Below are 22,845 nucleotides of genomic sequence, written 5' to 3'. Positions count from 1 at the left end.
AAAGGATGCAAACAAATTTTTATCTGCGTGCATTTGTGGTTGAAAACTTAAATTATTGAGCCAAATTAGCTGTTTAATGCATTTCATCATCTTAAAATAATGCTTATTGATTATTCATCAATTAAAACGTATTTTTGCAAAAAAATTGATATCAAAGCACAATGAGCACTAACAGAACTTTTACCATGATTAAGCCAGATGCAGTAGCAAACGGCCATATCGGATCAATCATTAACGACATTACCAATGCAGGTTTTAAAATCGTTGCATTAAAATATACTAAACTTACTGACGAAACTGCTGGTCAGTTTTATGCAGTACATGCTGAGCGTCCTTTCTACAAAGATTTAGTAAGCTTCATGTCTTCAGGACCAATTGTTGCCGCTATTTTAGAAAAAGACAATGCAATTGAAGATTTCAGAAAATTGATTGGCGCTACCAATCCGGCAGAAGCTGCTGAAGGTACAATCCGTCAGAAATATGCAAAATCCATCGATGCAAACGCTGTTCATGGTTCAGATTCAGACGAAAATGCAGAAATTGAAGGTAACTTCTTCTTCAAAGCAGACGAACGTTTCTAATTTTAAAGCACACCATATTTATTTAAAACCCCGAAAATTCGGGGTTTTATTGTTTTATCTATTTTGTATCTTTCGGCCTTAAAAATAATCAACACTATAAAATAAATAATGAAAAGAATTTTCTTAGCGGTATGTTTATCCGGTATCGCTGTTGCATCTTACGCACAAACCAAAACGGCAGCAAAAAAACCTGCTGCTAAAAAACCCACTACGGCCACTAAAGCATCAACGGTTAAAGCTGCTGGCTTACAATCTACCTTAGATTCTACCAGTTATGCCTTCGGTACCTCTATCGGTGCCGGTTTAAAAACGACAGGTTTATCAACCTTAAATTACGAGGTTTTGCTAAAAGGCTTAAAAGACGCTTTTACAGGTGGCAAGGTAATTTTAACGCAACAACAGGCACAACAGTGTATTAACGAGGCATTATCTAAAGCATCATCGGTAAAAAACAAAGCAGAAGCTGAAGCAAATAAAATTAAATACGCACCCATTATGAAAGAAGGACAAGATTTCTTAGAACAGAACAAAAAACGCGCAGGTGTACAAACAACTGCAAGTGGTTTACAATACGAGGTTTTAACTGCCGGAACAGGCGTTAAACCATTGGCTACCGATTCGGTATTGGTTCACTATAAAGGAACATTATTAAACGGAAAACAGTTCGACAGCTCTTACGACAGAGGCGAGCCGATTTCTTTCCCATTAAACCAGGTAATTAAAGGCTGGACAGAAGGTGTGCAATTAATGCCTGCTGGTTCGAAATATAAATTCTTTATCCCTTACAACCTGGCTTACGGCGAACGTGGCGCTGGTGCAGATATTCCTCCTTATAGCGCTTTAATCTTCGAGGTTGAATTGCTGAAGGTAAACGGAAAATAGATTAAAATGTAAGATGGAGGATGTGAAATGGAAAATGTAAGATAACCATCTTAAATAAATTAATTAAAGTCGTCATTTTGGTCCGATAGCCTTCGGATAGAGATGACGATTTTTTTTAGAACAATCCTTAGTCCGTCATTTCGAACGGAGCGCAACGAAGCCGAGAAATCTACTGAGTCAATGAGATGGTAACACCCAACACCATGAAAAATTCTTTAGAATCGAGCTAAATAACCCCATTACTAAAACTTTCTTAAATATTTGATGTTAGCTATTACAAATTAACATAAATATGAAAAAAGCATTCCCTTTAGCACTGATCGCATTTTTATGCACTACCTTAAGCAGTTGTGAACTAGTAGAAGGTATATTTAAAGCCGGCGTTTGGGTGGGCGTAATTGTAGTTGTAGTAGTGGTAGCACTGGTGATCTGGATTTTATCCAAGATATTCGGTGGAGGAAGAAGTTAGTTTGGAGTTAAGAGTTTTTAGTTCGGAGTCCAAAGCCCACCATTTACGGTCGGGAGTCTTAATTCCCTATGAAATATAAAGGGCAAGAGTTTTTAACTTTTGCCCTTTTATTTTACCTATAAAAATATCATTTCGGTGATTACCTGGGTACCGGCATGTTCATTTAATTTTTGGATAATGCCTTGTCGCACCATAATCAGTTCGTTTTTAATTACAGATGATTCTATACGTAAAAACAGTTTTTTATCGTGGATATAAATCTGTTTCGTCCGGTTGGCAATTGCTGTCCCCATAATTTCCGGCCAGATAGAAAGGATTGAAGTTTCATCAAATTTACGGCGTAGGCGGTACACATCCAGCATTTTGCTGATGGCATCTTTTACGGTAACATCATTGGGTTTACGCATTTTGTATCATTCCGTTATCAACTTCAAACAAAGTTACATCAACTTCTATTTTTTCGAAAATTGATTTTACCCTTTCTTTTCCGGTATCTGTAATAAATATTTGCCCAAAATCATGGTGGGAAACCATTTGCATCAACTTTTGAACGCGGTGATCATCCAGCTTATCAAAAATATCATCCAATAAAAGCAGCGGTTTAAATCCCTTGTTTTTAGCGAGGTAAGCGTACTGGGCAATTTTTAAGGCAATTAAGAAAGATTTTTGCTGGCCCTGAGAGCCAAACTTCTTTAAAGGCATACCAGAGATGACAAAAGCGAGTTCATCTTTATGGATCCCAGTTGTAGTGCGTTCTAACACCCGGTCTTTCTCTACCGATTTTTTTAATAGTTCTTCGAAAGTAGCATCATTCAATTGTGATTGATAATTGAGTTCAACCGTTTCCTTGTTTTCGGTAAGGTAAGTATAATATTGGTTAAACAATGGAATAAACTCATCCATAAAGGCTTTGCGGATTGCAAAAATCTTATTGCCTGCAAAAACCAACTGCTCATCCAAAATTTCGAGCAAGGTTGGATCGTATTTTCGGGTTATGGCAATCTGTTTTAATAAAGCGTTACGGTTTAATAAAATACGGTTATAGGTAATCAGCTGATCAAGATAATGGCTATCCGTTTGCGAAATTACGTTATCGATAAACTTTCTCCGCTCTTCGCTGCCTTCCATAATCAGGTTCACATCATAAGGTGAAACCATTACCACCGGAAAAAGCCCGATATGATCAGCCAGTTTATCGTATTCTTTTTTATTGCGCTTAAACTGTTTTTTCTGGTTACGTTTTACCCCGCAGGAAATTTTTTCATTTTTTTCATTGCGGTCAAAATCACCCTGAATCATAAAAACTTCTTCGCTGGTTTTAATCTGCTGACTATCGATTGGGTTAAAGTAACTTTTACATAGACAGAGGTAGTGGATGGCATCGAGCATATTGGTTTTGCCCGAACCGTTGTTACCCGTAAAAACGTTCACAGTTTCCGAGAAATGGAGATCTGCATCGCTATAGTTTTTAAAATTTAGAAGGGTAATGTTTTTTAACCACATAAATATGTCACAAATTTACCGTTTTTTAACCTCTTAACATCCATTGTTTAAAATTAACGTTAATAACATTTAAAAAAATTGTACTTTCATAGCAAGGAAAAAATTTAGATGGTAGCACAAAAAATGTTAGAGGGAAATGTTCTATGGTCTTACGACCACGAACTGACCAATGAAAAAAGTTCAAGCTGGATCAAAAAAATCGCCGGCTTATTCTCTTTTTTAAAACCGCTTCATAATCATGAAGGTAATATCCTGTTGGCATCAAACGGTCTTTTCATTACCGGAGATGAGCAACTGGAACTCCCATTATCCAATATAGAAGAAGTTTACATGGGTTTCGACGAAGTTTTTCCAGCTTCATCGGTTAAAAATCTTGGTTTGTTCTGGCAACCCATCAGAATCAGGTCGACCATAAGCCGTTCGGAAAGCCAAACCGTATACCTGGTTATTAACCACACAGGTATTTTTAGCGACAACCAAACCTGGTTTAACACTTTAATTAGCTTGCTACGCTAATTGTTACCGCTATTTTGCAATCTGCACGCCTAAATAACTAATGATTAATTAAATACTTCAAAATAAAGATTGATACTTTGATTGAAAAATGTATTTTTGCAATCTTAAATTTTTTAAACAAACATGTCTACAACAGATAACCAGACAATTCAATCAACCAAAAAAGGTTCATTTTTACAGGAGAATAATAAGAGCTTACTTTTTATAGCAGGCGCTGTAGTATTATTGGTGTTAATATATCTTTGGTATCAAGGCGTGTATTTAAAAGGCCGTGCTGAAGAAGCCGCAAGCAAAATGTACAAAGCAGAGCAATTTGTTGGTGTAGATTCATTATCAAATAAAGCGGTTAAAGGCGAAGGCGGTTATCCAGGCCTGGAGCAAATTGCAAAAGAATACGATAATACAAAATCGGCAAACTTAGCCAATCTTTATTTAGGTGGGATTTATTTGCGTAAGGGTGAATACAAACAAGCAATTGAATCGTTAAGCAAATATAGCGCTACCGGCAGTCCGGTTGCAGATCCATTGGCTTTGGGTTTATTAGGTGATGCTTACAGCGAGTTGAAAGACTTTAAACAAGCAGCTACTTACTATAAAAAAGCAGCTGATAAAGCAAGTAAATTTACCTCTCCAATGTTTTTAAAGAAATTAGGATTGGTTAACGAAAACTTAAACGATTTTAAAGGTGCAGTTGATGCTTACACTAAAGTAAAAACACAATATCCTGAGAGTGCTGAAGCGCAATTAATTGATGCTTATATTGCAAGGGCTCAAGAGAAAGTTAAATAATCATTAACTAACTATATTTAATTGAAAGACCATCGCGAGATGGTCTTTTTTTGTTTAAGAATGGTCGTCATTCCCGCGAAAGTGGGAATTTTAAAGCTATTGCATTACGATTCTCAATCAAGTTGGGAATGAGGAACTGCCTAGATTTCACCTCAACTTCCATTCTGTGTTTGATGGATCACGAAACAGTAGCATCCTTTAACCAAATGCTTTCAGTGATAGATATTTTTTCTGGAAATCAGTTGCAGATACCTTTAGGTTTGCATAGTCCCGCTCCGTTCTTTCCGATGAAGAATCGGAACCACTGCGATCGGGTTTAGGTGGTGCGGCCAGCAATATTATTTGGGGTTGCGTAGTACAGGGCAAGAGGATTCGGCTCTACTTGATTTGTGTCAAGTCAGATGATCTGTGAGGACACAGACCATATGTTAGGAAAGGAAATTTATATAGGCCTTTATCATTCAACCCTTAATAGTAGCAAAGACATTGCTTTCTAGACCTGATTGACGCGGTAGCTCCCGATTTCCTTCTAATCGGGACTACAAGCAAAAAGCAGGGCAAACATTAAAAAGAGCTACTGCAATTGCTCTTCAAAAAGCTATCCTAACATGATCAAAGCATATTACAGTATAGATGCTGAAAATTCAGCATGACGATCAATCTAATCAATTAACCCATCTACTTATTAAAAGCTGTCATGGTATGGGCAGGCCCAACGGTAACATAACTTTTAATCAGTTCTACACTTTTATCAATCAGCGCAGGCAGTTCCAATTGTTCATTTTTATCAAATAAACCCAAAACAAAATCAACCTGCCTGCCTTTTGGATAATCGCTGCCAATACCAAAACGCAAACGTGCATAGTTTTGTCCGCCGCAAACCTCTTCTATACTTTTTAAGCCATTGTGGCCAGCGCTGGAACCCTGTAATTTTAATCTTAATTTACCCAATGGTAGCGCAAGGTCATCAACGATTACCAATACGTTCTCCGGTGCTATTTTCAATTCCTTCATCCAATAGTTAACCGCTTTACCGCTCAGGTTCATAAAGGTGGTTGGTTTAATAACATGCAGTTTTTTGCCTTTAAAGCTCACTTCTGAATAATATGCCAGCCGGATATTATCAAAACTGCCATTTAAGCCTTTAACCAGTTCATTAGCAATATCAAAACCAATGTTATGTCTGGTATGTGCATAATCCGGGCCGATATTCCCTAAGCCAACGATAAGATATTTCATGGGGCAAAGATAAAAAAAAGTCCGAAGTCAGGAGTCCGAAGTCGGGAGTCTGTTCCACTAATCTAACTAATTTATTTTCAAATGGTTCTTTAATAAATAGCGGAGCGGGTGGCGGCTTAAGCTTGTGTAAATAAAAAAGCGGTAAAGAATTTCTTCTCTACCGCTTATCAGTATCTGTGTAATCACATCAATCTGTGATATCAGTTTACTATTTTTTACCTTTAGCAGCTTCAGTTTCTGCTTGTTTTAATGCTCTTGACATTGCAACAGAAACGATAGTATCTTCAGGAGTGTTAGTAATTACATATTTTTGACCTTTAAGATCACGAACACGGAATAAACTACCTACTTCTAATTTATCTAAGCTTACTTCTACGTTTTGTGGCATATCAGCTGGTAATGCTTTAACACGTAGTTTACGTAATTTCTGGATTAATTTACCACCCATTTTAACACCTGGAGAAGTTCCTGTTAATTTAACCGGGATCTCCATAACGATTTCTTTCTCATCGAATAACTGAAGAAAATCGATGTGCATTAATACGTCGGTAAGTGGGTGATATTGAGTATCTTTAACGATAGCTTTAGTTTTAGCACCGTTTACATCAATTTCCACAAAGTTAACTTCCGGGGTATAAATAACATCTCTTAAATCAGCAATAACTACTGCTAAGTGTTGTTGCTCTTTTCCACCATACAATACCGCCGGAACTTTACCTTCGTAACGAAGTTCCTTGGCATCGCGTTTCCCTACGTTCTCTCTTGGAGAACCGCTAATTGCGATTGTTTTCATTTTTTATTTATTTATATTTATTAGTAACAAGTATAAGTATCGAGTATCAAGACCTTAAGCCTTCAACCCTCTACCTTCCACCTTAATTTATACTTTAAACAGATCGCTAATCGATCCATGTTCGTTTACATTGGCAATTGCCCTTGCAAATAAACTTGCTGTACTTAATACCCTGATTTTTGAACTCTCCTGTTTTAACGGAATGGTATCCGTAACAATCAGCTCAGTTAATACCGAATTTTCTACAGTTTCTATCGCTTTGCCTGATAATACAGCATGTGTACAAACCGCTCTTACACTTGCTGCACCATTTTCCATAATTAAAGCCGCAGCTTTTGATAAGGTTCCGGCGGTATCGCAAATATCATCGATCAACACTACATCCTGTCCGGTAACATCACCAATAATCGACATTGATTCGATTTCGTTGGCACGTTTACGACGTTTATCGCAAATAATCACCTCAGCATTAAAAAACTTGGCAAAAGTACGTGCCCTGTACGAGCCGCCCATATCAGGCGATGCAATGGTTAAGTTTTTTAAGCCTAAGCTTTTGATATAAGGAACAAAGATTACCGATCCATCTAAGTGATCAACCGGAATATCGAAGAAACCCTGTATCTGTGCAGCATGTAAATCCATCGTCATGATGCGGTGGATACCTGCCGATTTTAATAAATTAGCCACCAATTTGGCGCCGATTGCTACACGAGGTTTGTCTTTTCTATCCTGACGGGCCAAACCATAATAAGGAACAACTGCTGTAATGTAATGTGCTGATGCTCTTTTAGCGGCATCAACCATAAGCAAAAGCTCCATTAAGTTATCGCTGGGCTGATAAGTAGACTGGATGAGAAAAACATCACTACCACGAACTGATTCATCAAAAGAAGGCTGAAACTCGCCATCACTGAATTTGTGGATGGTTACGCTACCAAGTGGCTTGCCGTAATGTTCGGCAATCTTAAGTGATAATCCCTTAGAACCTGTTCCGGAAAAAAGCTTTACCGGGTTAAACTGCAATGGCATGGGTTCGTGTAGTTTACGGTTAAAAAAAATCGGATCATGTCTGTTTAAACATGATCCGACGTTAAATTTTAGTTGTCCGACCTGGATTCGAACCAAGACAAACGGTACCAAAAACCGTTGTACTACCCTTATACTATCGGACAAAAATTCTCAAGGATATTCTCCTCGAAAGGGAATGCAAATGTAGGAACCTTATTTTAAATATGCAAGAGTGATTTTAAAATATTTTTAATTTCTTTCGTGCTGTTCTTTGTTTGCGATGCAAAGATAAAAAAATGATTATATCCCATGCAACATTTTCTTTTTTTCTACGACTTTTTTTAGTGCGAACCACTTAAATCATTTATTATCAAAGACTAAATTTTAACTATGAATTACTCAAGGATCAACACCATTGGAGGCTGGCTATGTTTTACCATTGCCGCACTCACGTACATTTTAACTTTAGATCAGTCTGTAAGTTTCTGGGACTGTGGCGAATTCATCTCCTCAGCCTTTAGAATGGAGGTGGTACACCAGCCTGGCGCCCCAATCGTTTCTATGATCCAAAGGTTATTCTCTACCCTGGCTTTTGGTGATAAAACCAAAGTAGCCTATTTTATTAATATCGCATCGGCCCTAGCCAGCGCAGGCACCATCATGTTTTTATTCTGGACGATTACCGCTTTAGCAAAGAAAACCGTGGTTAAAAAAGGTGAAGAAATCAGCCAACAACAAATCACCGGCATTATAGGCGCAGGTTTGGTAGGTGCTCTAGCCTATGCATTTTCTGATAGTTTCTGGTTTTCGGCGGTAGAGGCTGAGGTTTATGCCATGTCGTCGCTTTGCAGCGCTATTGTATTTTGGGGGATCTTAAAATGGGAATCGCAGGCTGATGAACCCAAATCAGACCGGTGGTTGCTTTTTGTAGCCTATATTATGGGACTTTCTATCGGGGTACACATTTTAAACCTGTTAACCATCCCGGCATTAATTTTTGTTTATTATTTTAAAAAGAACCCAAAACCTACCTGGCAAAATATTGTAAAAATATTTTTTGTTTCCATTGTGGTGTTGGCTGTGGTACAATTTGGCCTGATCCAATACATCGTATCGCTTGCAGCAAGTTTCGATTACTTTTTTGTAAATACGATGGGTTTAGGCTTCGGCACTGGTATCTTATTTTTTGCAGCCTTATTAATTGGAGGATTGGTTTATGGCATCCATTATTCCATCCGTAAAAACAAAAGGGCTTTAAACCTGGTGATGTTGTTTACTGTGCTTCTGTTATTTGGCTATAGTTCTTATGCGTTATTGGTGATCAGGGCACAGGCTAAACCCAATTTAAACAATTACAATGTAGATAACGTATTCTCACTTTCGAGGTATTTAGGCCGCGATCAATATGGCGACAGGCCTTTACTTTATGGAGAAAATTATAATTCAGAAAAAATAGACATTAAGGAAACGGGTAAAATTTTCCGCAAAGGGGATAAGAAATACGAACCTGCCGGAACAAAATCAGCCTATGTTTTCGCCGATAAAACTTTAATGCCACGAATGTACAGCGATAAACCTGAACATGTTCGGTTTTATAAAAACTATATGGGTTTCGATGACCAGCATAAACCAACGTTTGTAGAAAACTTAAAATACATGTTCTCTTTCCAGACGGGGCAAATGTACATGCGTTATTTTATGTGGAATTTTGTAGGCAGAAAAAACAACGAAGATGGCCAGTTTGGCGGCACAGACGGCACCTGGCTTAGCGGCATTAAACCTGTGGATGCGATGAGGCTGGGCAGTCAAAAAAATCTTCCTCCATCCATTATAGAAAATAAGGCCTACAACCGATTTTTCTTTTTGCCTTTAATTATCGGCCTTATCGGTGCGGTTTGGCATTTTAAGCGCAACCAAAAAGATGCAGGCGTGATCGGTTTATTATTTGTTTTTACCGGGATTGCCATTGTGGTGTACCTCAACTCTGTGCCTATAGAGCCACGCGAAAGGGATTATGCTTATGTAGGCTCATTTTATGCATTTGCCATTTGGATAGGTTTAGGTGTATTTGGACTAAAGGAATGGGTATTTAAAAAATTAACGCCTGCGCGGGCTGGTATTTTTGCTTCGGTTATTGCTTTGTTTGGTGCGCCGGTTATTATGGCTAACCAGGGTTGGGATGACCATGACCGTTCTGATAGTCACGAAGCGAGGGATATGTCGGTAAATTACCTTAAATCGTGCGCCCCCAACGCCATTCTGTTTACTTATGGCGATAATGATACCTATCCGGTTTGGTATGCACAGGAAGTAGAAAATATACGTCCGGATGTGCGTGTGGTAAACCTGAGTTTATTTACTGCTGATTGGTATATCGATGGCATGCGGAGAAAGCAGAACGAATCGGCTCCTTTGCCCATTACCTTAAAACCAGGGCAATATGTTGAAGGTACCAGGGATATTATGTACTACCAGGATTATAAAGTTGCGCAGCATATCGAACTACAGCAGATTTTGGATATTCTCCTCTCCGATCATGATGAGGATAAAGTGACTATGAACGACGGATCGAAATATAATGTACTGCCGACCAAAAACCTGAAATTGGCAGTGAGTCCACAACAGGTTTTAGATACCGGTACGGTACCAAAAGAAGATGCCGGTAAAATTGCAAGCAGTATGGAGTGGACCTTTAACCAAAACTACGTAACCAAGGGCACATTAGCTTTATTTGATATCCTGGTACATAACAATTGGAAACGCCCGATTTATTTTACCGGGGCCATGCCTGATGAGCAGTATGTTGGTTTGAACAAATACCTTTATTCGGAAGGACTGAACAAAAGATTACTTCCATTGAAACCCGATACGGCGATTACAGAAGATTATGAGCGCATCAACATCAAACCTTTGTACAATAACCTGATGAACGTTTATGCTTATGGAAATATCAAAAACGCAAATCATTTGGACAGACAATCAGCTGATGATGTAACCAGGATTTCAAACATGTTTAACAGTGCATTAAACGACATGATCAATCAAGGTAAAATTGCAGAAAGCAAAAAAATGGCTGATAAATTCCTTAAAGTAATTCCTGTTAAATTTTACAGCATGCGCCAGGTTATGAGCACTTATTATTTTACAGAAAGTTTATACCGCTTAAACGACCTGAACCGCGCCAATGCGATGATTAAAACAACTGCTGATTATGTAAATAAGGAACTGAATTATCTTGCTGATGTTTCGGAAAGTAAAAATCAGTTAACGGCAGAACAGGATGTACGTTTTTACCTGGGCTATTTAGGGCAAATGGTAAAATTAACCAGTGCATTTAAACAAGATGGGTTAAGTAAAAACCTCGAAAAACAGTACAACGATCTGATTACCCGTTTTACTCCCTATGCAGCCGGTTAGCATAAAAACATTCTAAATTTTAACCCATAGGCAGATTTTAATATTTCTGCTTACGGGTTTTTCTTTTCAAACAGATTAAAATCGCTGATGTTAATAGGCTTAGGCCGTTAAAAATTGTTAAATCAATCTGAAATTTTACCTGTTTTATCGACTAGAATAGTTAATTTCGGCAGCATTTTTATGTGAAAACCATTTTTAATATCATTAAACAAACCAATGAATTATTCAAAAGTTAATAATATAGTAGGCTGGATCTGCTTTTTAATTGCTACAATAACTTACGTTTTAACCTTAGAGCCTTCTGCAAGTTTTTGGGATTGCGGCGAATTTATCGCATCAGCATTTAGGATGCAGGTTGTTCACCAACCGGGAGCGCCTTTATTTTTAATGCTTCAACGTTTCTTCTCTATCTTCGCAGCCGGAGATTTAACCAAAATTGCTTACTGGATGAACGTAGGTTCGGCTGTATCAAGCGGGGCAACTATCTTATTCTTATTTTGGACCATCACCGCATTGGCTAAAAAAACAGTATTAAATGCTGGTGAAGAATTAACTACTGGTAAACTAATCAGTATTATGGGTGCAGGTGCCGTGGGCGCTTTGGCTTATACTTTTTCTGATAGTTTCTGGTTCTCGGCTGTAGAATCAGAGGTTTATGCGCAATCTTCGTTATTTACGGCAATCGTATTCTGGGCCATCCTTAAATGGGAAGCACATGCCGATGAGCCACGTGCCGATCGCTGGTTATTGTTTATTGCCTATATCATGGGTTTATCAATCGGTATCCACTTATTAAACTTATTAACCATCCCCGCGCTTGCCTTTATTTATTATTTTAAAAGAACAGACAAAGCAACCACAGCGGGTATTTTCAAAACACTTATCGTTGGTATCTTAATTTTAGCGGTAATCCAATATGGTATTATCCAATACCTGGTTTCGTTCGGCGCTTATTTCGATTTGTTTTTCGTAAACACATTAGGACTAGGTTTTGGTACCGGCGTTTTATTCTTCGCCATTTTATTAATCGGAGCAGTGGTTTGGGGAATCCGTTATTCTATCCAACACCAAAAGAAATTATTAAACTTAGGTTTACTTTCTGTGGTGTTGATTATTTTCGGTTATGCTTCCTTCTCGATGATTATCATCAGGGCTAAGGCAGATCCAAATTTAAATAACAGTGCGCCTAAAGATGCTTTCTCATTCTTAAGCTACCTAAACCGTGAGCAATATGGCGACAGGCCATTAGGTTACGGTCCTAATTATAACTCTGAAAGAACTGGTGTAACTGAAGGAAAAACGATCTGGAGAAAAGGTAAAGATAAATATGAAGTGGCAGGCAAAAAAACCGACTACGAATATAACAACAACACCTTATTACCACGTATGTATAGCGATGATGCCAGACATGCTGCTTTTTACAAAGAGTGGATGCACCTGGATGATTCAAAAAACCCCAACCTGGTTGATAATGTTGGCTTTTTGGCCAGTTACCAGATTGGTTATATGTATATGCGTTATTTCTTCTGGAACTTTGTTGGTCGCCAGAATGATGAACAAGGCCAGGGCAGCGGTTTTGAAGGAGAATGGATTAGTGGTATTAAACCAATTGACGCTATGTTGAGAGGTAATCAAAGTCATTTACCGCCGTCAACCGTTGATAATAAAGCGTATAACCGTTTCTTCTTCTTGCCATTGATTATGGGTATAATCGGTGCGCTTTGGCACTTTAAACGCAACCAGAAAGATGCCGGCGTTGTAGCTTTATTGTTTTTCTTTACAGGTATCGCCATCGTATTATATTTAAATCAAAAGCCATTAGAACCACGTGAAAGGGATTACGCTTATGTAGGATCGTTTTATGCCTTTGCGATATGGATAGGCCTCGGGGCGCTCGCGATTAAAGAATGGCTGTTTAAAAAACTAACCCCAACAACCGGTGCCATTGGGGCAACGGTAATTGGTTTATTGGCTGCACCGGTAATTATGGCTGAGCAGGGATGGGATGACCATGATCGTTCTACCAAGTTGGTTCCGCATGATATTGCTTTGGATTACCTGCAATCGTGTGCGCCAAACGCCATCTTATTTACTTATGGCGACAACGACACTTATCCGCTTTGGTATATCCAGGAGGTGGAAAATGTGCGTCCGGATGTACGCATAGTAAACTTAAGCTTGTTTGATACGGATTGGTACATCAACGGTTTAAGACAGAAACAAAATGAATCGGCACCATTGCCAATCACTATGAAACCTGAGCAATATGTGCAGGGTGAAAGAGATGTAATGCCATACGACGACTATAAAATCGCCGGCAGTATAGAACTTAAAAACGTGGTTGATTTATTGTTATCGAATGATGAGAGCGATAAAGTACCAATGCAGGATGGATCTAAATCTAACTTCCTTCCTACTAAAAACCTTAAAATCACGGTAGATCCACAACAGGTAGTAAGTACCGGAACTGTTCTGGCTACTGATGCGGCGAAAATTACTACAGAAATGGACTGGAAATTTAACAAAGGTTATGTAACCAAAGGTACATTGGCCATGTTCGATATCCTTGCACACAACAACTGGAAACGTCCTATTTACTTCGCTTCTACGGTACCTTCTGAACAATACAATGGCTTAGACAAGTATTTGTACAGCGAAGGATTGGCTTTACGTTTATTACCGCTAAAAGCTGATACTACGGCATCTGATGATAAACCAGAGCAATTAAATACGCCTGCCATGTACAATAATGTGATGACTAAATTTAAATGGGGCAATATGAAAACCGCTAAATATTTAGATCCACAGTCATCGGATGATACGTTTATTTTCACTAATATCTTCAGTAGTTTAACAGGCAGTCTGATTAAAGATGGCAAGATAGATGAAGCGAAGAAAGTAGTAGATAAATACTTCGCAGTAATGCCAACAGATAAATTCTTCGGTATCCGTACGGTTGTAGTAAAATTCTACGTTGCCGAAAACCTGTATAAATTAGGTGAAACCGCAAGGGCAAATGATATCCTGGATAAATCAGGAGATTATATCAACAAGGAATTAAGTTACCTGGCCGATATTTCACAATCAAAAGGTTTAACAGGATCACAGAATATTCAAACGGGTTTATACTATCTGGACAGAATGATTAAAACCAGTAAAGCTGCTGGTCAGGATAAGTTGAGCGATAAACTTCAGAAAACATTTAATGGCTTAGAAAGTCGCTTGTCGGCCTTCTTCCCTCAACAAGCTCCGCAACAATAAGCGGAAGCTAAAAAATAGCATACAAAGCAGCTGCATTAATTTGTAGCTGCTTTTTTTTGCATTCAAACCTCGCAGGTTTATAAAGATTAGTAATATAACTAATACCGTAAAATACGGTATGCTATTTACACGCTCGTTAGAAACGAGCGTGAGCAACTGTGAGAAATGTTTGCCCTCGTTTCTAACGAGTGCAGCGATAGCTTTACGATTTTATCGTAAAACAAGTAAATATACCCGACCAACGCCGTAAAATACAGCTTCTTATTTACACCCTCGTTACAAATGAGCCTGAGCAACTATGAGGAATGTTTGCGCTCGTTTCTAACGTAGTATTTTATTGTAAAAACAAGTAAAATACGCGACCAACACCGTAAAATACAGCTTCTTATTTACATCCTCGTTACAAATGAGCCTAAGCAACTATGAGAAATGTTTGCGCTCGTTTCTAACGAGTGCAGCGATAGCTTTACGATTTTATCGTAAAAGAATTAATCTTTCCGAATAAATATATAAATTTAATATATGTCTGATCAATATCAAGCCGGGGAGCCAGAAGGAATTTATTTCCTAACTTTCACTATTGTGGATTGGGTTGATATATTCACACGTTTATCCTATAAAGAAATCATTATCAATTCGCTAAAACATTGTCAATCCAAAAAAGGATTAATGCTTTATGCTTATTGCTTAATGACCAATCATATACATCTTATTGCATCTGCTAATGGTAATGTAAAGCTTTTTGAAATCGTCAGAGATTTTAAAAAATTCACAAACAGGGCAATAATAGAAGAGATTAATTCAGGTAATGAAAGTCGTAAAAAATGGTTATTAAATAAGTTCGAATTTGCCGCAAAATATATTACCCGTATTGAAAACTACAAAGTTTGGCAAGATGGGTATCATGCAGTTGAATTGATCAGTCCGGAGTTTACATTTCAAAAATTAAATTATATTCATCAAAATCCAGTTAGGGCCGGAATTGTAACTGACGCCGAGCATTACACTTATAGTTCTGCATCTAATTATTATGGATTAGGAGGGCCGATAGAGGTTGAGTGGCTGGATGTGGATTAATAGGTATACTTTAATATTTAAATTGTTTATGACTTTAAAGCATTTCGCACATCTTATATTACGATGTATTATTTACACGCCCGTTAGAAACGAGCGTGAGCAGCTATGAGAAATGTTTGCGCTCGTTTCTAACGAGTGCAGCGATAGTTTTACGATTTTATCGTAATAAAACATCTCGACATCGTTAGAAACGATAAGCTATTTCCACGCTCGTTAGAAACGAGCGTGAGCAAAAAAAATCCTGTTCAGCATTACCAAACAGGATTTAAATGTATTTTAAGTTAATGATTATTCGTTTACAACGCCCATCGCACAGAATTTCTCAATCCTTTGCTCAATCAGTTTATCGGTTTTTAATTTACCCAAAGCGGCTAAATCCTTAATAAGGTAATCTTTCAAAGTTCTTCCCATCAACTCCGGATCCTGGTGTGCACCACCAAGCGGCTCAGGGATAATTCCATCGATTAGTTTGTTACCAAACATATCGTCAGAAGTCAATTTCAAACATTCAGCAGCTTTTTCTTTAAAATCCCAGCTTCTCCATAAAATAGATGAGCAAGATTCAGGAGAGATTACCGAATACCAGGTATGCTCCAGCATATAAACCTTATCGCCGATACCGATGCCCAAAGCACCTCCAGATGCACCTTCACCTACAACAATACAGATAATAGGTACACGCAGAACCGACATTTCTAACAAGTTTCTCGCAATTGCCTCACCTTGTCCACGTTCTTCAGCCTCTAAACCCGGGTAAGCTCCCATCGTATCGATAAAAGAAACCACTGGTTTGTTAAACTTCTCTGCCAAACGCATTAAACGTAAAGCTTTACGGTAACCTTCGGGGTTAGCCATACCAAAATTACGGAACTGACGCTCTTTGGTATTTTTACCTTTTTGGTGCCCGATAACCATAACAGTTTGACCGTTAATGGTCGCAAAACCACCAATAATTGCCTTATCATCTTTAACCGTTCTATCGCCGTGCATCTCGATGAAATCATCGCAGATCATGTTAATATAATCAAGGGTTTGTGGACGATCAGGGTGGCGGCTCATCTGAACCTTGTTCCAACCAGTTAAATTTTTATATAAGTTCTTGGTAGTTTCATCTAATTTACCATCAAGCTCGTCTAACGTGGCAGACATATCTACCTTTGTTTTTTCGGCAACTTGCTTAACCTTTTCTATCTGCTGAACTAAATCGGCAATAGGTTTTTCAAAATCGAATGATGTTTTTATCTGCTGCATAATTGAACCACAAAAATAAGTAATTATTTTTAGTTTGTAACCAACAGTTTTTCGTTTGGTTTTTTTGGGCGGAAATCGCTTTAGCGCAGGGTCAAATTTAGTATCGCAAATAACCTTTTATGATTCTTTATAATTTGAAAAGCAATTGCAATGGTATTTGCACGGGGTTTCGTCCTGCTCTCCCTCCTGCCACGAAGGGCGGCATCCGTCCGATCAGCTTTATTTTACACCTGTTTGTGCAACTATGAGGGGTTTCTTTTCCACTGCCCCAACCCACCTAGCCCTGATTGAAGCGGAGATCCTTTTTTATAGCACCAACTTAAATATGCTGTCATGCTGAGGCACGAAGCATCTCGCCACTATGAAACACCTTCTATGCAAGTATTTAATCTTTTCAATTGGTTCAGCACCTTACGTTTTTTGTTTTTGACCACCTGAGCCACCTAAGGGCAACTAAGTTAAAAAGGTTCGTGGAGACACGAACCCTGGCGAGGGACCAGAAGTTGCTATGATATAAATCTCTGCAACTATGAGGGGTTTCCGTACCAATGCCCAACCTACCAGCTTTTTTATGCACCACCCTCAAATACGCTGTCATGCTGAGGCACGAAGCATCTCGCCACTATGAAACACCTTCTATGCAAGTATTTAATCTTTTCAATTGGTTCAGCACCTTACGTTTTTTGTTTTTGACCACCTAAGGGCAACTACGTTAAAAAAGGTTCGTGGAGACACGAACCCCGGCGAGGGACCAGAAGTTGCTATGATATAAGTCTCTGCAACCATGAGGGGTTTCTTTTCCACTGCCCCAACCTACCTAGCCCTGATTGAAGCGGAGATCCTTTTTTATAGCACCAACTTAAATATGCTGTCATGCTGAGGCACGAAGCATCTGTTTCATCGGGGCGAGATGCTTCGTGCCTCAGCATGACATGAACAATAAAAAAGATCGGAGTGTAAAGCAGGACTAACCATAATCATTACACTGCCTCCACGCTCCAAAAAAAATAAAGAAACAGAGATCTTCGTTTTGCTGTGCTACAGGAGATGACGTTTGCAAAAAAGGTTCGTGAATACACGAACCCCTGCAATCAGATTTCTGCATTCCGTTGTACTCCAGTCGAAATGACAACCGGATAAACTAAAATTTAGCGGCTTCACCTGCTTTTGGCAATGCTTTTTTGATAAACTCGCGTATATGATTATTGGCTGTTTTCAGGTCATCTTTACGGAGATACATCATGTGTCCGCTACGGTAACCTTCCCAGCGCATACGGTCTTGCAATTTACCCGCAGCATCTAACTGCCACATGCTATATTTGGCGTTAAAATAATCGCAGGCGCCATCGTAATAACCCGACTGTACCAATAAATGCAGGTAAGGGTTTTGTGCCATGGCCTGACGGAGGTTATCGCCGGTTTGGTCGCCGGTTTTATCCCAAGGGTAAACAGAACCAAACATATTATATTTTAAATCAGTTTTGTAATTCAGCTCGTTGCGGATATACATATTAATGGCCGGCGTAAAAGAATGCAGCCAGGAGGTAAGTTCTGCATTATAATCAGGTCCATCACCCGCACCCATTTTATCGATACCACGGTAACGCGAATCTAACCTGCCAACAGTAAAACCTTTATCCCTCAGGAGTTCTTTCCAAAAGAAATCGGCAGGTACATTGAGGTTATAATCTAAAATCACTTTTTCTGAAAGGCCTGAGTAACGGGCCATTTTTACTGCAACAGCTTTCTTTTTATCAGCACTCAGCATTCCCCCCTGCGAAATGGCCGGAATGAGCTCATTAATGGTGAAATTTTCTACTTCGGGTAACATGGCTGTTAAGTCTTTAGCCTGTAAATCAGCAGCTAAAGCCTTGTGATACCACGCTGTAGCCGCAAAATAAGGTAAACGCAAGGCTGCATCAACGGGGCCACTACGCTCAATACCCAATTCAGTTGGTGATACCAGCACTACCCCATTTAAATACATCCACTGGTTGTTCTGCAGTTCCAAAGCCAAACCCGAAACACGCGTGGTGCCATAACTTTCGCCGATTAAAAACTTTGGCGAGGCCCAACGGTTATTACGGGTTACAAAAGTATTGATCCACTCGGCCAGGTATTTAATATCAGCACGTACGCCGAAGAACTTATTGGTCGGGATATCTTTGCTTACTGCTCTTGAATAGCCCGTGTTAACCGGATCGATATAAACTACATCGGCAACATCCAAAATAGAATAAGGGTTTTCTTTATAGCCGTAAGGTTGAACGGGATAACCTTCATCATCGATATTAAGCACAACCGGACCGGTATAAGCAATGTGCATCCAAACTGAAGCGGAGCCTGGGCCACCGTTAAAAGAAATCACCAAAGGCCTTTTATCACGGTTTTGCACATCGCTGCGTTCGTAATAAGTATAAAACAAACCTGCAATGGCTTTTCCGTCTTCATCCCAAACCGGAAGTGTACCTGTAGTAGCTTTATACGGAACAGCTTTCCCATCAATAGTTACCGAATGGTTGGTTACCACCGAGCTCTCTACTTTAATGGTTCTTTCGTTTAACGAAGATTTAGGTTCATCTTTAACGGTAACCTGCGTGGTGGTTACTGTCTCTTTTGATTGATTTTTTTTTGGATTTTGTTGTGCCTGTACAAAAAAACCTGCACACAAAAATACAGTGAGTATAAAGCTGGATTTCATTTAAAGTTTGGTTTGATGCTTAAATATCAAACTAATGCTTCGTTATTCAAAACCCGCAGTAGAAATGTTACCATAAAAAAAGCGGCATTGCTTTTAACAATGCCGGCTCTGCAAAAAACCGCTTCGATGAAGCAGTAGGTCTTTATCCTGATTGATTATTTAAATAACAACAGCTTCGGCGCTTGCCTCTGCAATTTGCCAGCCTATGGTAGGATTTCCGGTTACCAAAACATCTGCAAAATATTCGTAATAAGATCCGGCTTTATAGCCTTTAAAACGATCAGCATAAATGGTACCGGTTGAGTGAGAAACCGAAGTTAACGGAACATTTCCTTCTCCCTGTATGGTTACGGTAATGCTAGAATACACCTGGCCGGAAGTATACTGAAGTGTTGCCACTGCAGGCAGGCCATTACTTGTGGTAAAATTTTTTGTAACGGTAATTACGCCCGGAGGCAGCATTTTTTTACACGGAATGGTAATTTTAGCTGGCGTAAAGCTACTAAACAGGCAAACGGTAAAAGCAAGCGTTGCCACCAATAAAGTAATTGATTTTTTCATTTTCTTAGGTTTAAATAGGGTTAGCACTAGGATGTTTAATAAAATCGTTTATGAGTTATACGGGATACTACAGATTAAAAAAATGCCCGTTATTTAAAGATAATGCTTTCATAATAAGATATTTCCATTAATAACCGCGCAAACGTTTGATAAAATTGAGTTCTTGATTTCAGCGCATAAAAAAGCCAACAATTACTTATTGCAATGCTGGCTCCTGATTAATCGAATTTTAGAAATGTGTTTTTTATTATTTTAAGCTTGAAATTTCTTCTTCAGACAATACCTTGTTCCAAATTTGTAATTCATCTAATTTACCTTTGAATCCGCCTACGGTTTGAAGTGGAAAAAACAGGGTTTCGGATTTACGCATCTTTGTTTTGTCCTTGTCTGTAAATACGATCCAGTTATCGTACAATTTCTTTTCGAGTTTGCCATTTATATAAAGACTGGTGCCTTTATTTGTTCCCGTTATTACTACATGTGTCCAGCTATTTTCAGGTAAAGCATAGCCAAAATCAATATTGTAACCCTCTCTCGAAAAGCCCAGTTTACCATTACCATGCTGTTTTAATTTTACAACGGCGTTGGGAGATTTGAATAACATGGCATTATCTTCATTATTGCCCGCAGGGTTTACCCAAAAGGAAACGGTGTAATTATATCCAATTTCAGTGTAAGGCAAGCTGGCGTAACTATTTTCTCCTGAAAACGATAAAGCATTTTTTGAGTAGCCCGGGGTATAAACGGCGCCTATGGTTTTAATTCGATTGTCTTTTTTATCAAAATTAAATTGGGCTGTAAATGGTGCATCACTTTCGGAAAGCTTTCCGCCAATGTTTAATGATGGTCCCTCTCCTATCTTTTTGCTCAAAACATTAAAATCGTCGAACGTTAAAACTGTATTGCTTCCACCCCACATTTTTTGTGCTAATACCTGCATGGCCGGGAATACCCTGTCGTGCACATCTTTTTCTGTAATGCCGTTGCCAACAATATCATTCCATACGGCAAAGGAGCCACCTAATATCGTTGGATCGCCGGCAGGAAACTGAACGTCGCCAATCATCGAAGGCGTCCATTTATTATACAGGTTTTTAATATTCAGGTAATCGTAATAGTAGCCCGCTGCAGGTACAATATATAGCCAGCCATCGGGTGTACTGATTTGCTTATAGCCCAATTTCTTCATTTCAACAGGATTGGCGTAACCGTTATACCAGGTATTCATCACTACGTTTTCTACCTTTACTAGTGTAGTGCCTTTAGCGTGTGTTAAGGCTCCCCAAAGCCTTACATCTTTTCCATAACCTTCTACATATTTAATCATGTGATCGGTAAAAGCCCTGAAAACTTCAGCATCTTTTTTGGCATATTCATCTGTACCAATATGTACCGCTTTGCCCATAAATACAGGCGAACTACCAGAAATATATTCTTTAAATACATTTTCCATAACCGTATAACTAAGTGGGTTATGGAGATCAAGATGATCCATACCATAGGCTTTACTACCAATTTCGGGAACTACTTTGGTAAAGGCCAGCGCATGTGCCGGTGCATCAATTTCTGGAATAATGCGCACTCCGTAATCATTGGCCAACTGTTGCAAAGCGATAAATTCTTTTTTGGTATAAGAACCATCTTTCGCCGTTAACCCCGGGTAGGTTGTATTTTCTAAACGGAAAGCCGAGTAGGTATCAGCCCAATTATCATTGAAATATTTTTTAAAGCCATTGTCATTTAAGTGGATCTGAAAATCGTTCAATTTATAGTAAGACATAAATTTCACATAATCTCTTAAAAACTGCAGGCTAAAAAACTTACGCCCTACATCCAGCACAAAGCCACGAACCTTAAATTCAGGATAATCTCTCGCTATCCCATGCGGAATGGTATTTTTCTGTTCCAGTAATTGCAATAAAGTCCGCGTGCCCCAAAATAAGCCCTGATATTTTATGGCACTAATGGTAATATAATCCGCTGTATTAAAGTAATAACCTTCTTCACCTATGCTTTTGTCTGTTGCATTAAGCGTTAAAAAAATATCTCCTTTCCTGGCTTTACCTTTCGCAATTAATAAGTTAAATCCTAACTGATCTTTTAACTCCTGTTTTAAAATATTGGCCGCATTTTTTAATTGTTTTTCATTTGCGGCATCCAACACGATCCTGCTGGAGGTTGTTAAAGAGAAATCGCCGTTACCGCCATGCCATTCGCGTAAAGCGGGAATAACAAAAGGTTGGGGGTTAGTGCCTTCATCTGAAAATTTGCCCGGAACAAGAATTTCTTTTGATACATCAAACTTTATCGAATCACTTAGCTTGCTAACCAGCTCGAAATACAGGTTTACTTTTGTGGCAACCAGGGGAGTCGTAATACCGCCAGATGAATTAACAACCGGTGTACGATTACTCCCTTTAAATACCAATGAATAACCCCTAGGGCTTTCAGGAAATATAACTTTCTTATCGCCAGTCTTTATTTCTTTAATATTGGGTATTGATTGAACAATTGTACTATCGGTTTGAGCGAATAAAAAACCCTGAGTGATGATCAATAAACCAACAGTAAATAGAATGCGTCTCATGTAAATCGTTGAATTAGTATAAATTATGTTTAGTATTTTATTTTGAAGAAATTGCACAGCCTCCATGTTGAAAAGCATACTGATATAAGTTAAAGATAAACCAAACTTTTCCATACGCTTAAGCAAGTTATGCGCAAACGTTTGACAGGCATAAAAACATGAACTATTGGATGATTATAATATGGCTAAATGCCTAAAATATAATTCAAA

General features: G+C 38.7%; 17 protein-coding genes. 8 read left to right on the top strand and 9 right to left on the bottom strand.

The annotated features are described in order from the left end of the window. Window positions 1-161 precede the first annotated feature (161 nt). The 3 genes from R2R28_RS04465 (at window position 162) to R2R28_RS04455 (ending at window position 1,932) form a co-directional block, all read left to right on the top strand. Window positions 162-581 carry a nucleoside-diphosphate kinase gene (locus tag R2R28_RS04465; RefSeq protein WP_010601951.1) on the top strand — a complete coding sequence of 140 codons (420 nt, stop codon included), beginning with the start codon at window positions 162-164 and terminating at the stop codon, window positions 579-581. 108 nt (window positions 582-689) lie between these two features. After that, window positions 690-1,463: an FKBP-type peptidyl-prolyl cis-trans isomerase gene (locus R2R28_RS04460; RefSeq protein ID WP_316824505.1), complete on the top strand. Its 774-nt coding sequence runs from the start codon at window positions 690-692 to the stop codon at window positions 1,461-1,463. 292 nt (window positions 1,464-1,755) lie between these two features. Further along, window positions 1,756-1,932 (top strand): hypothetical protein, encoded by a 177-nt coding sequence (locus tag R2R28_RS04455; protein ID WP_315424920.1) that lies wholly within the window; start codon window positions 1,756-1,758, stop codon window positions 1,930-1,932. Between the two features lie 116 nt (window positions 1,933-2,048). On the opposite strand, the gene R2R28_RS04450 is transcribed toward R2R28_RS04455, so the two are convergent. Together R2R28_RS04450 and recF are read right to left on the bottom strand one after the other, a co-directional pair. After that, the gene (locus R2R28_RS04450) at window positions 2,049-2,339 is read right to left on the bottom strand and encodes a DUF721 domain-containing protein (protein ID WP_316824504.1); all 291 of its coding nucleotides are present in this window, start codon (window positions 2,337-2,339) and stop codon (window positions 2,049-2,051) included. Continuing rightward, window positions 2,332-3,435 carry a DNA replication/repair protein RecF gene (gene recF / locus R2R28_RS04445; RefSeq protein ID WP_316824503.1) on the bottom strand — a complete coding sequence of 368 codons (1,104 nt, stop codon included), beginning with the start codon at window positions 3,433-3,435 and terminating at the stop codon, window positions 2,332-2,334. The genes R2R28_RS04450 and recF overlap by 8 nt, the downstream gene beginning before the upstream one ends. A 108-nt stretch (window positions 3,436-3,543) precedes the next feature. Here recF and R2R28_RS04440 point away from each other — a divergent pair, with 108 nt between their 5' ends. Continuing rightward, entirely contained in the window at window positions 3,544-3,951 is a 408-nt protein-coding gene (locus R2R28_RS04440; protein ID WP_316824502.1) for a hypothetical protein, read from the top strand. A gap of 123 nt (window positions 3,952-4,074) precedes the next feature. After that, entirely contained in the window at window positions 4,075-4,740 is a 666-nt protein-coding gene (locus R2R28_RS04435; protein WP_316824501.1) for a tetratricopeptide repeat protein, read from the top strand. Between the two features lie 678 nt (window positions 4,741-5,418). On the opposite strand, the gene pth is transcribed toward R2R28_RS04435, so the two are convergent. The 3 genes from pth to R2R28_RS04420 all read right to left on the bottom strand — a co-directional run bounded on the left by pth (window position 5,419) and on the right by R2R28_RS04420 (window position 7,801). After that, window positions 5,419-5,979 carry an aminoacyl-tRNA hydrolase gene (pth, locus tag R2R28_RS04430; RefSeq protein WP_316824500.1) on the bottom strand — a complete coding sequence of 187 codons (561 nt, stop codon included), beginning with the start codon at window positions 5,977-5,979 and terminating at the stop codon, window positions 5,419-5,421. A 208-nt stretch (window positions 5,980-6,187) separates the two neighbouring features. Next, window positions 6,188-6,772, bottom strand: a complete 585-nt coding sequence (locus R2R28_RS04425) for a 50S ribosomal protein L25/general stress protein Ctc (protein ID WP_316824499.1) — start codon at window positions 6,770-6,772, stop codon at window positions 6,188-6,190. An 87-nt stretch (window positions 6,773-6,859) separates the two neighbouring features. Beyond that, a complete protein-coding gene (locus tag R2R28_RS04420; RefSeq protein WP_316824498.1) occupies window positions 6,860-7,801 on the bottom strand; it encodes a ribose-phosphate pyrophosphokinase in 942 nt (313 codons plus the stop codon). A 369-nt stretch (window positions 7,802-8,170) separates the two neighbouring features. Between R2R28_RS04420 and R2R28_RS04415 the strand changes: the two genes are divergently transcribed. From R2R28_RS04415 to R2R28_RS04405, 3 genes are all read left to right on the top strand, one after another. Then, window positions 8,171-11,197 carry a DUF2723 domain-containing protein gene (locus R2R28_RS04415; RefSeq protein ID WP_316824497.1) on the top strand — a complete coding sequence of 1,009 codons (3,027 nt, stop codon included), beginning with the start codon at window positions 8,171-8,173 and terminating at the stop codon, window positions 11,195-11,197. Window positions 11,198-11,413: 216 nt separating this feature from the next. After that, complete coding sequence (locus R2R28_RS04410) at window positions 11,414-14,458, top strand: DUF2723 domain-containing protein (protein ID WP_316824496.1); 3,045 nt, start codon at window positions 11,414-11,416, stop codon at window positions 14,456-14,458. A 522-nt stretch (window positions 14,459-14,980) separates the two neighbouring features. Further along, entirely contained in the window at window positions 14,981-15,535 is a 555-nt protein-coding gene (locus R2R28_RS04405; RefSeq protein ID WP_316824495.1) for an REP-associated tyrosine transposase, read from the top strand. A gap of 288 nt (window positions 15,536-15,823) precedes the next feature. Here the strand turns inward: R2R28_RS04405 and R2R28_RS04400 are convergent, their stop codons facing one another. The 4 genes from R2R28_RS04400 to R2R28_RS04385 all read right to left on the bottom strand — a co-directional run bounded on the left by R2R28_RS04400 (window position 15,824) and on the right by R2R28_RS04385 (window position 22,635). Then, window positions 15,824-16,786 carry an acetyl-CoA carboxylase carboxyltransferase subunit alpha gene (locus R2R28_RS04400; protein ID WP_316824494.1) on the bottom strand — a complete coding sequence of 321 codons (963 nt, stop codon included), beginning with the start codon at window positions 16,784-16,786 and terminating at the stop codon, window positions 15,824-15,826. A 1,141-nt stretch (window positions 16,787-17,927) separates the two neighbouring features. After that, window positions 17,928-19,487 (bottom strand): S10 family serine carboxypeptidase-like protein, encoded by a 1,560-nt coding sequence (locus R2R28_RS04395; protein ID WP_316824493.1) that lies wholly within the window; start codon window positions 19,485-19,487, stop codon window positions 17,928-17,930. Window positions 19,488-19,646: 159 nt separating this feature from the next. Further along, window positions 19,647-20,048 (bottom strand): hypothetical protein, encoded by a 402-nt coding sequence (locus tag R2R28_RS04390; protein ID WP_316824492.1) that lies wholly within the window; start codon window positions 20,046-20,048, stop codon window positions 19,647-19,649. A 247-nt stretch (window positions 20,049-20,295) separates the two neighbouring features. Then, entirely contained in the window at window positions 20,296-22,635 is a 2,340-nt protein-coding gene (locus R2R28_RS04385; RefSeq protein ID WP_316824491.1) for a family 20 glycosylhydrolase, read from the bottom strand. Window positions 22,636-22,845 lie beyond the last annotated feature (210 nt).

Origin of the sequence: Pedobacter miscanthi (genome assembly GCF_032678605.1) — a bacterium.
Classification (GTDB): Bacteria; Bacteroidota; Bacteroidia; order Sphingobacteriales; family Sphingobacteriaceae; genus Pedobacter; species Pedobacter miscanthi_A.
Note: the sequence above shows the minus strand (reverse complement) of the source record. Positions and strands in the feature narration are given on the sequence as shown.

What these genes read in the sequence shown, in the direction of transcription:
- R2R28_RS04385 (WP_316824491.1), bottom strand. Translation starts at nt 22,635, where the DNA reads ATGAGACGCATTCTATTTACTGTTGGTTTATTGATCATCACTCAGGGT.
- pth (WP_316824500.1), bottom strand. Translation starts at nt 5,979, where the DNA reads ATGAAATATCTTATCGTTGGCTTAGGGAATATCGGCCCGGATTATGCA.
- R2R28_RS04460 (WP_316824505.1), top strand. Translation starts at nt 690, where the DNA reads ATGAAAAGAATTTTCTTAGCGGTATGTTTATCCGGTATCGCTGTTGCA.
- R2R28_RS04450 (WP_316824504.1), bottom strand. Translation starts at nt 2,339, where the DNA reads ATGCGTAAACCCAATGATGTTACCGTAAAAGATGCCATCAGCAAAATG.
- R2R28_RS04400 (WP_316824494.1), bottom strand. Translation starts at nt 16,786, where the DNA reads ATGCAGCAGATAAAAACATCATTCGATTTTGAAAAACCTATTGCCGAT.
- R2R28_RS04395 (WP_316824493.1), bottom strand. Translation starts at nt 19,487, where the DNA reads ATGAAATCCAGCTTTATACTCACTGTATTTTTGTGTGCAGGTTTTTTT.
- R2R28_RS04420 (WP_316824498.1), bottom strand. Translation starts at nt 7,801, where the DNA reads ATGCCATTGCAGTTTAACCCGGTAAAGCTTTTTTCCGGAACAGGTTCT.
- R2R28_RS04440 (WP_316824502.1), top strand. Translation starts at nt 3,544, where the DNA reads ATGGTAGCACAAAAAATGTTAGAGGGAAATGTTCTATGGTCTTACGAC.
- recF (WP_316824503.1), bottom strand. Translation starts at nt 3,435, where the DNA reads ATGTGGTTAAAAAACATTACCCTTCTAAATTTTAAAAACTATAGCGAT.
- R2R28_RS04425 (WP_316824499.1), bottom strand. Translation starts at nt 6,772, where the DNA reads ATGAAAACAATCGCAATTAGCGGTTCTCCAAGAGAGAACGTAGGGAAA.
- R2R28_RS04465 (WP_010601951.1), top strand. Translation starts at nt 162, where the DNA reads ATGAGCACTAACAGAACTTTTACCATGATTAAGCCAGATGCAGTAGCA.
- R2R28_RS04390 (WP_316824492.1), bottom strand. Translation starts at nt 20,048, where the DNA reads ATGAAAAAATCAATTACTTTATTGGTGGCAACGCTTGCTTTTACCGTT.
- R2R28_RS04410 (WP_316824496.1), top strand. Translation starts at nt 11,414, where the DNA reads ATGAATTATTCAAAAGTTAATAATATAGTAGGCTGGATCTGCTTTTTA.
- R2R28_RS04435 (WP_316824501.1), top strand. Translation starts at nt 4,075, where the DNA reads ATGTCTACAACAGATAACCAGACAATTCAATCAACCAAAAAAGGTTCA.
- R2R28_RS04455 (WP_315424920.1), top strand. Translation starts at nt 1,756, where the DNA reads ATGAAAAAAGCATTCCCTTTAGCACTGATCGCATTTTTATGCACTACC.
- R2R28_RS04405 (WP_316824495.1), top strand. Translation starts at nt 14,981, where the DNA reads ATGTCTGATCAATATCAAGCCGGGGAGCCAGAAGGAATTTATTTCCTA.
- R2R28_RS04415 (WP_316824497.1), top strand. Translation starts at nt 8,171, where the DNA reads ATGAATTACTCAAGGATCAACACCATTGGAGGCTGGCTATGTTTTACC.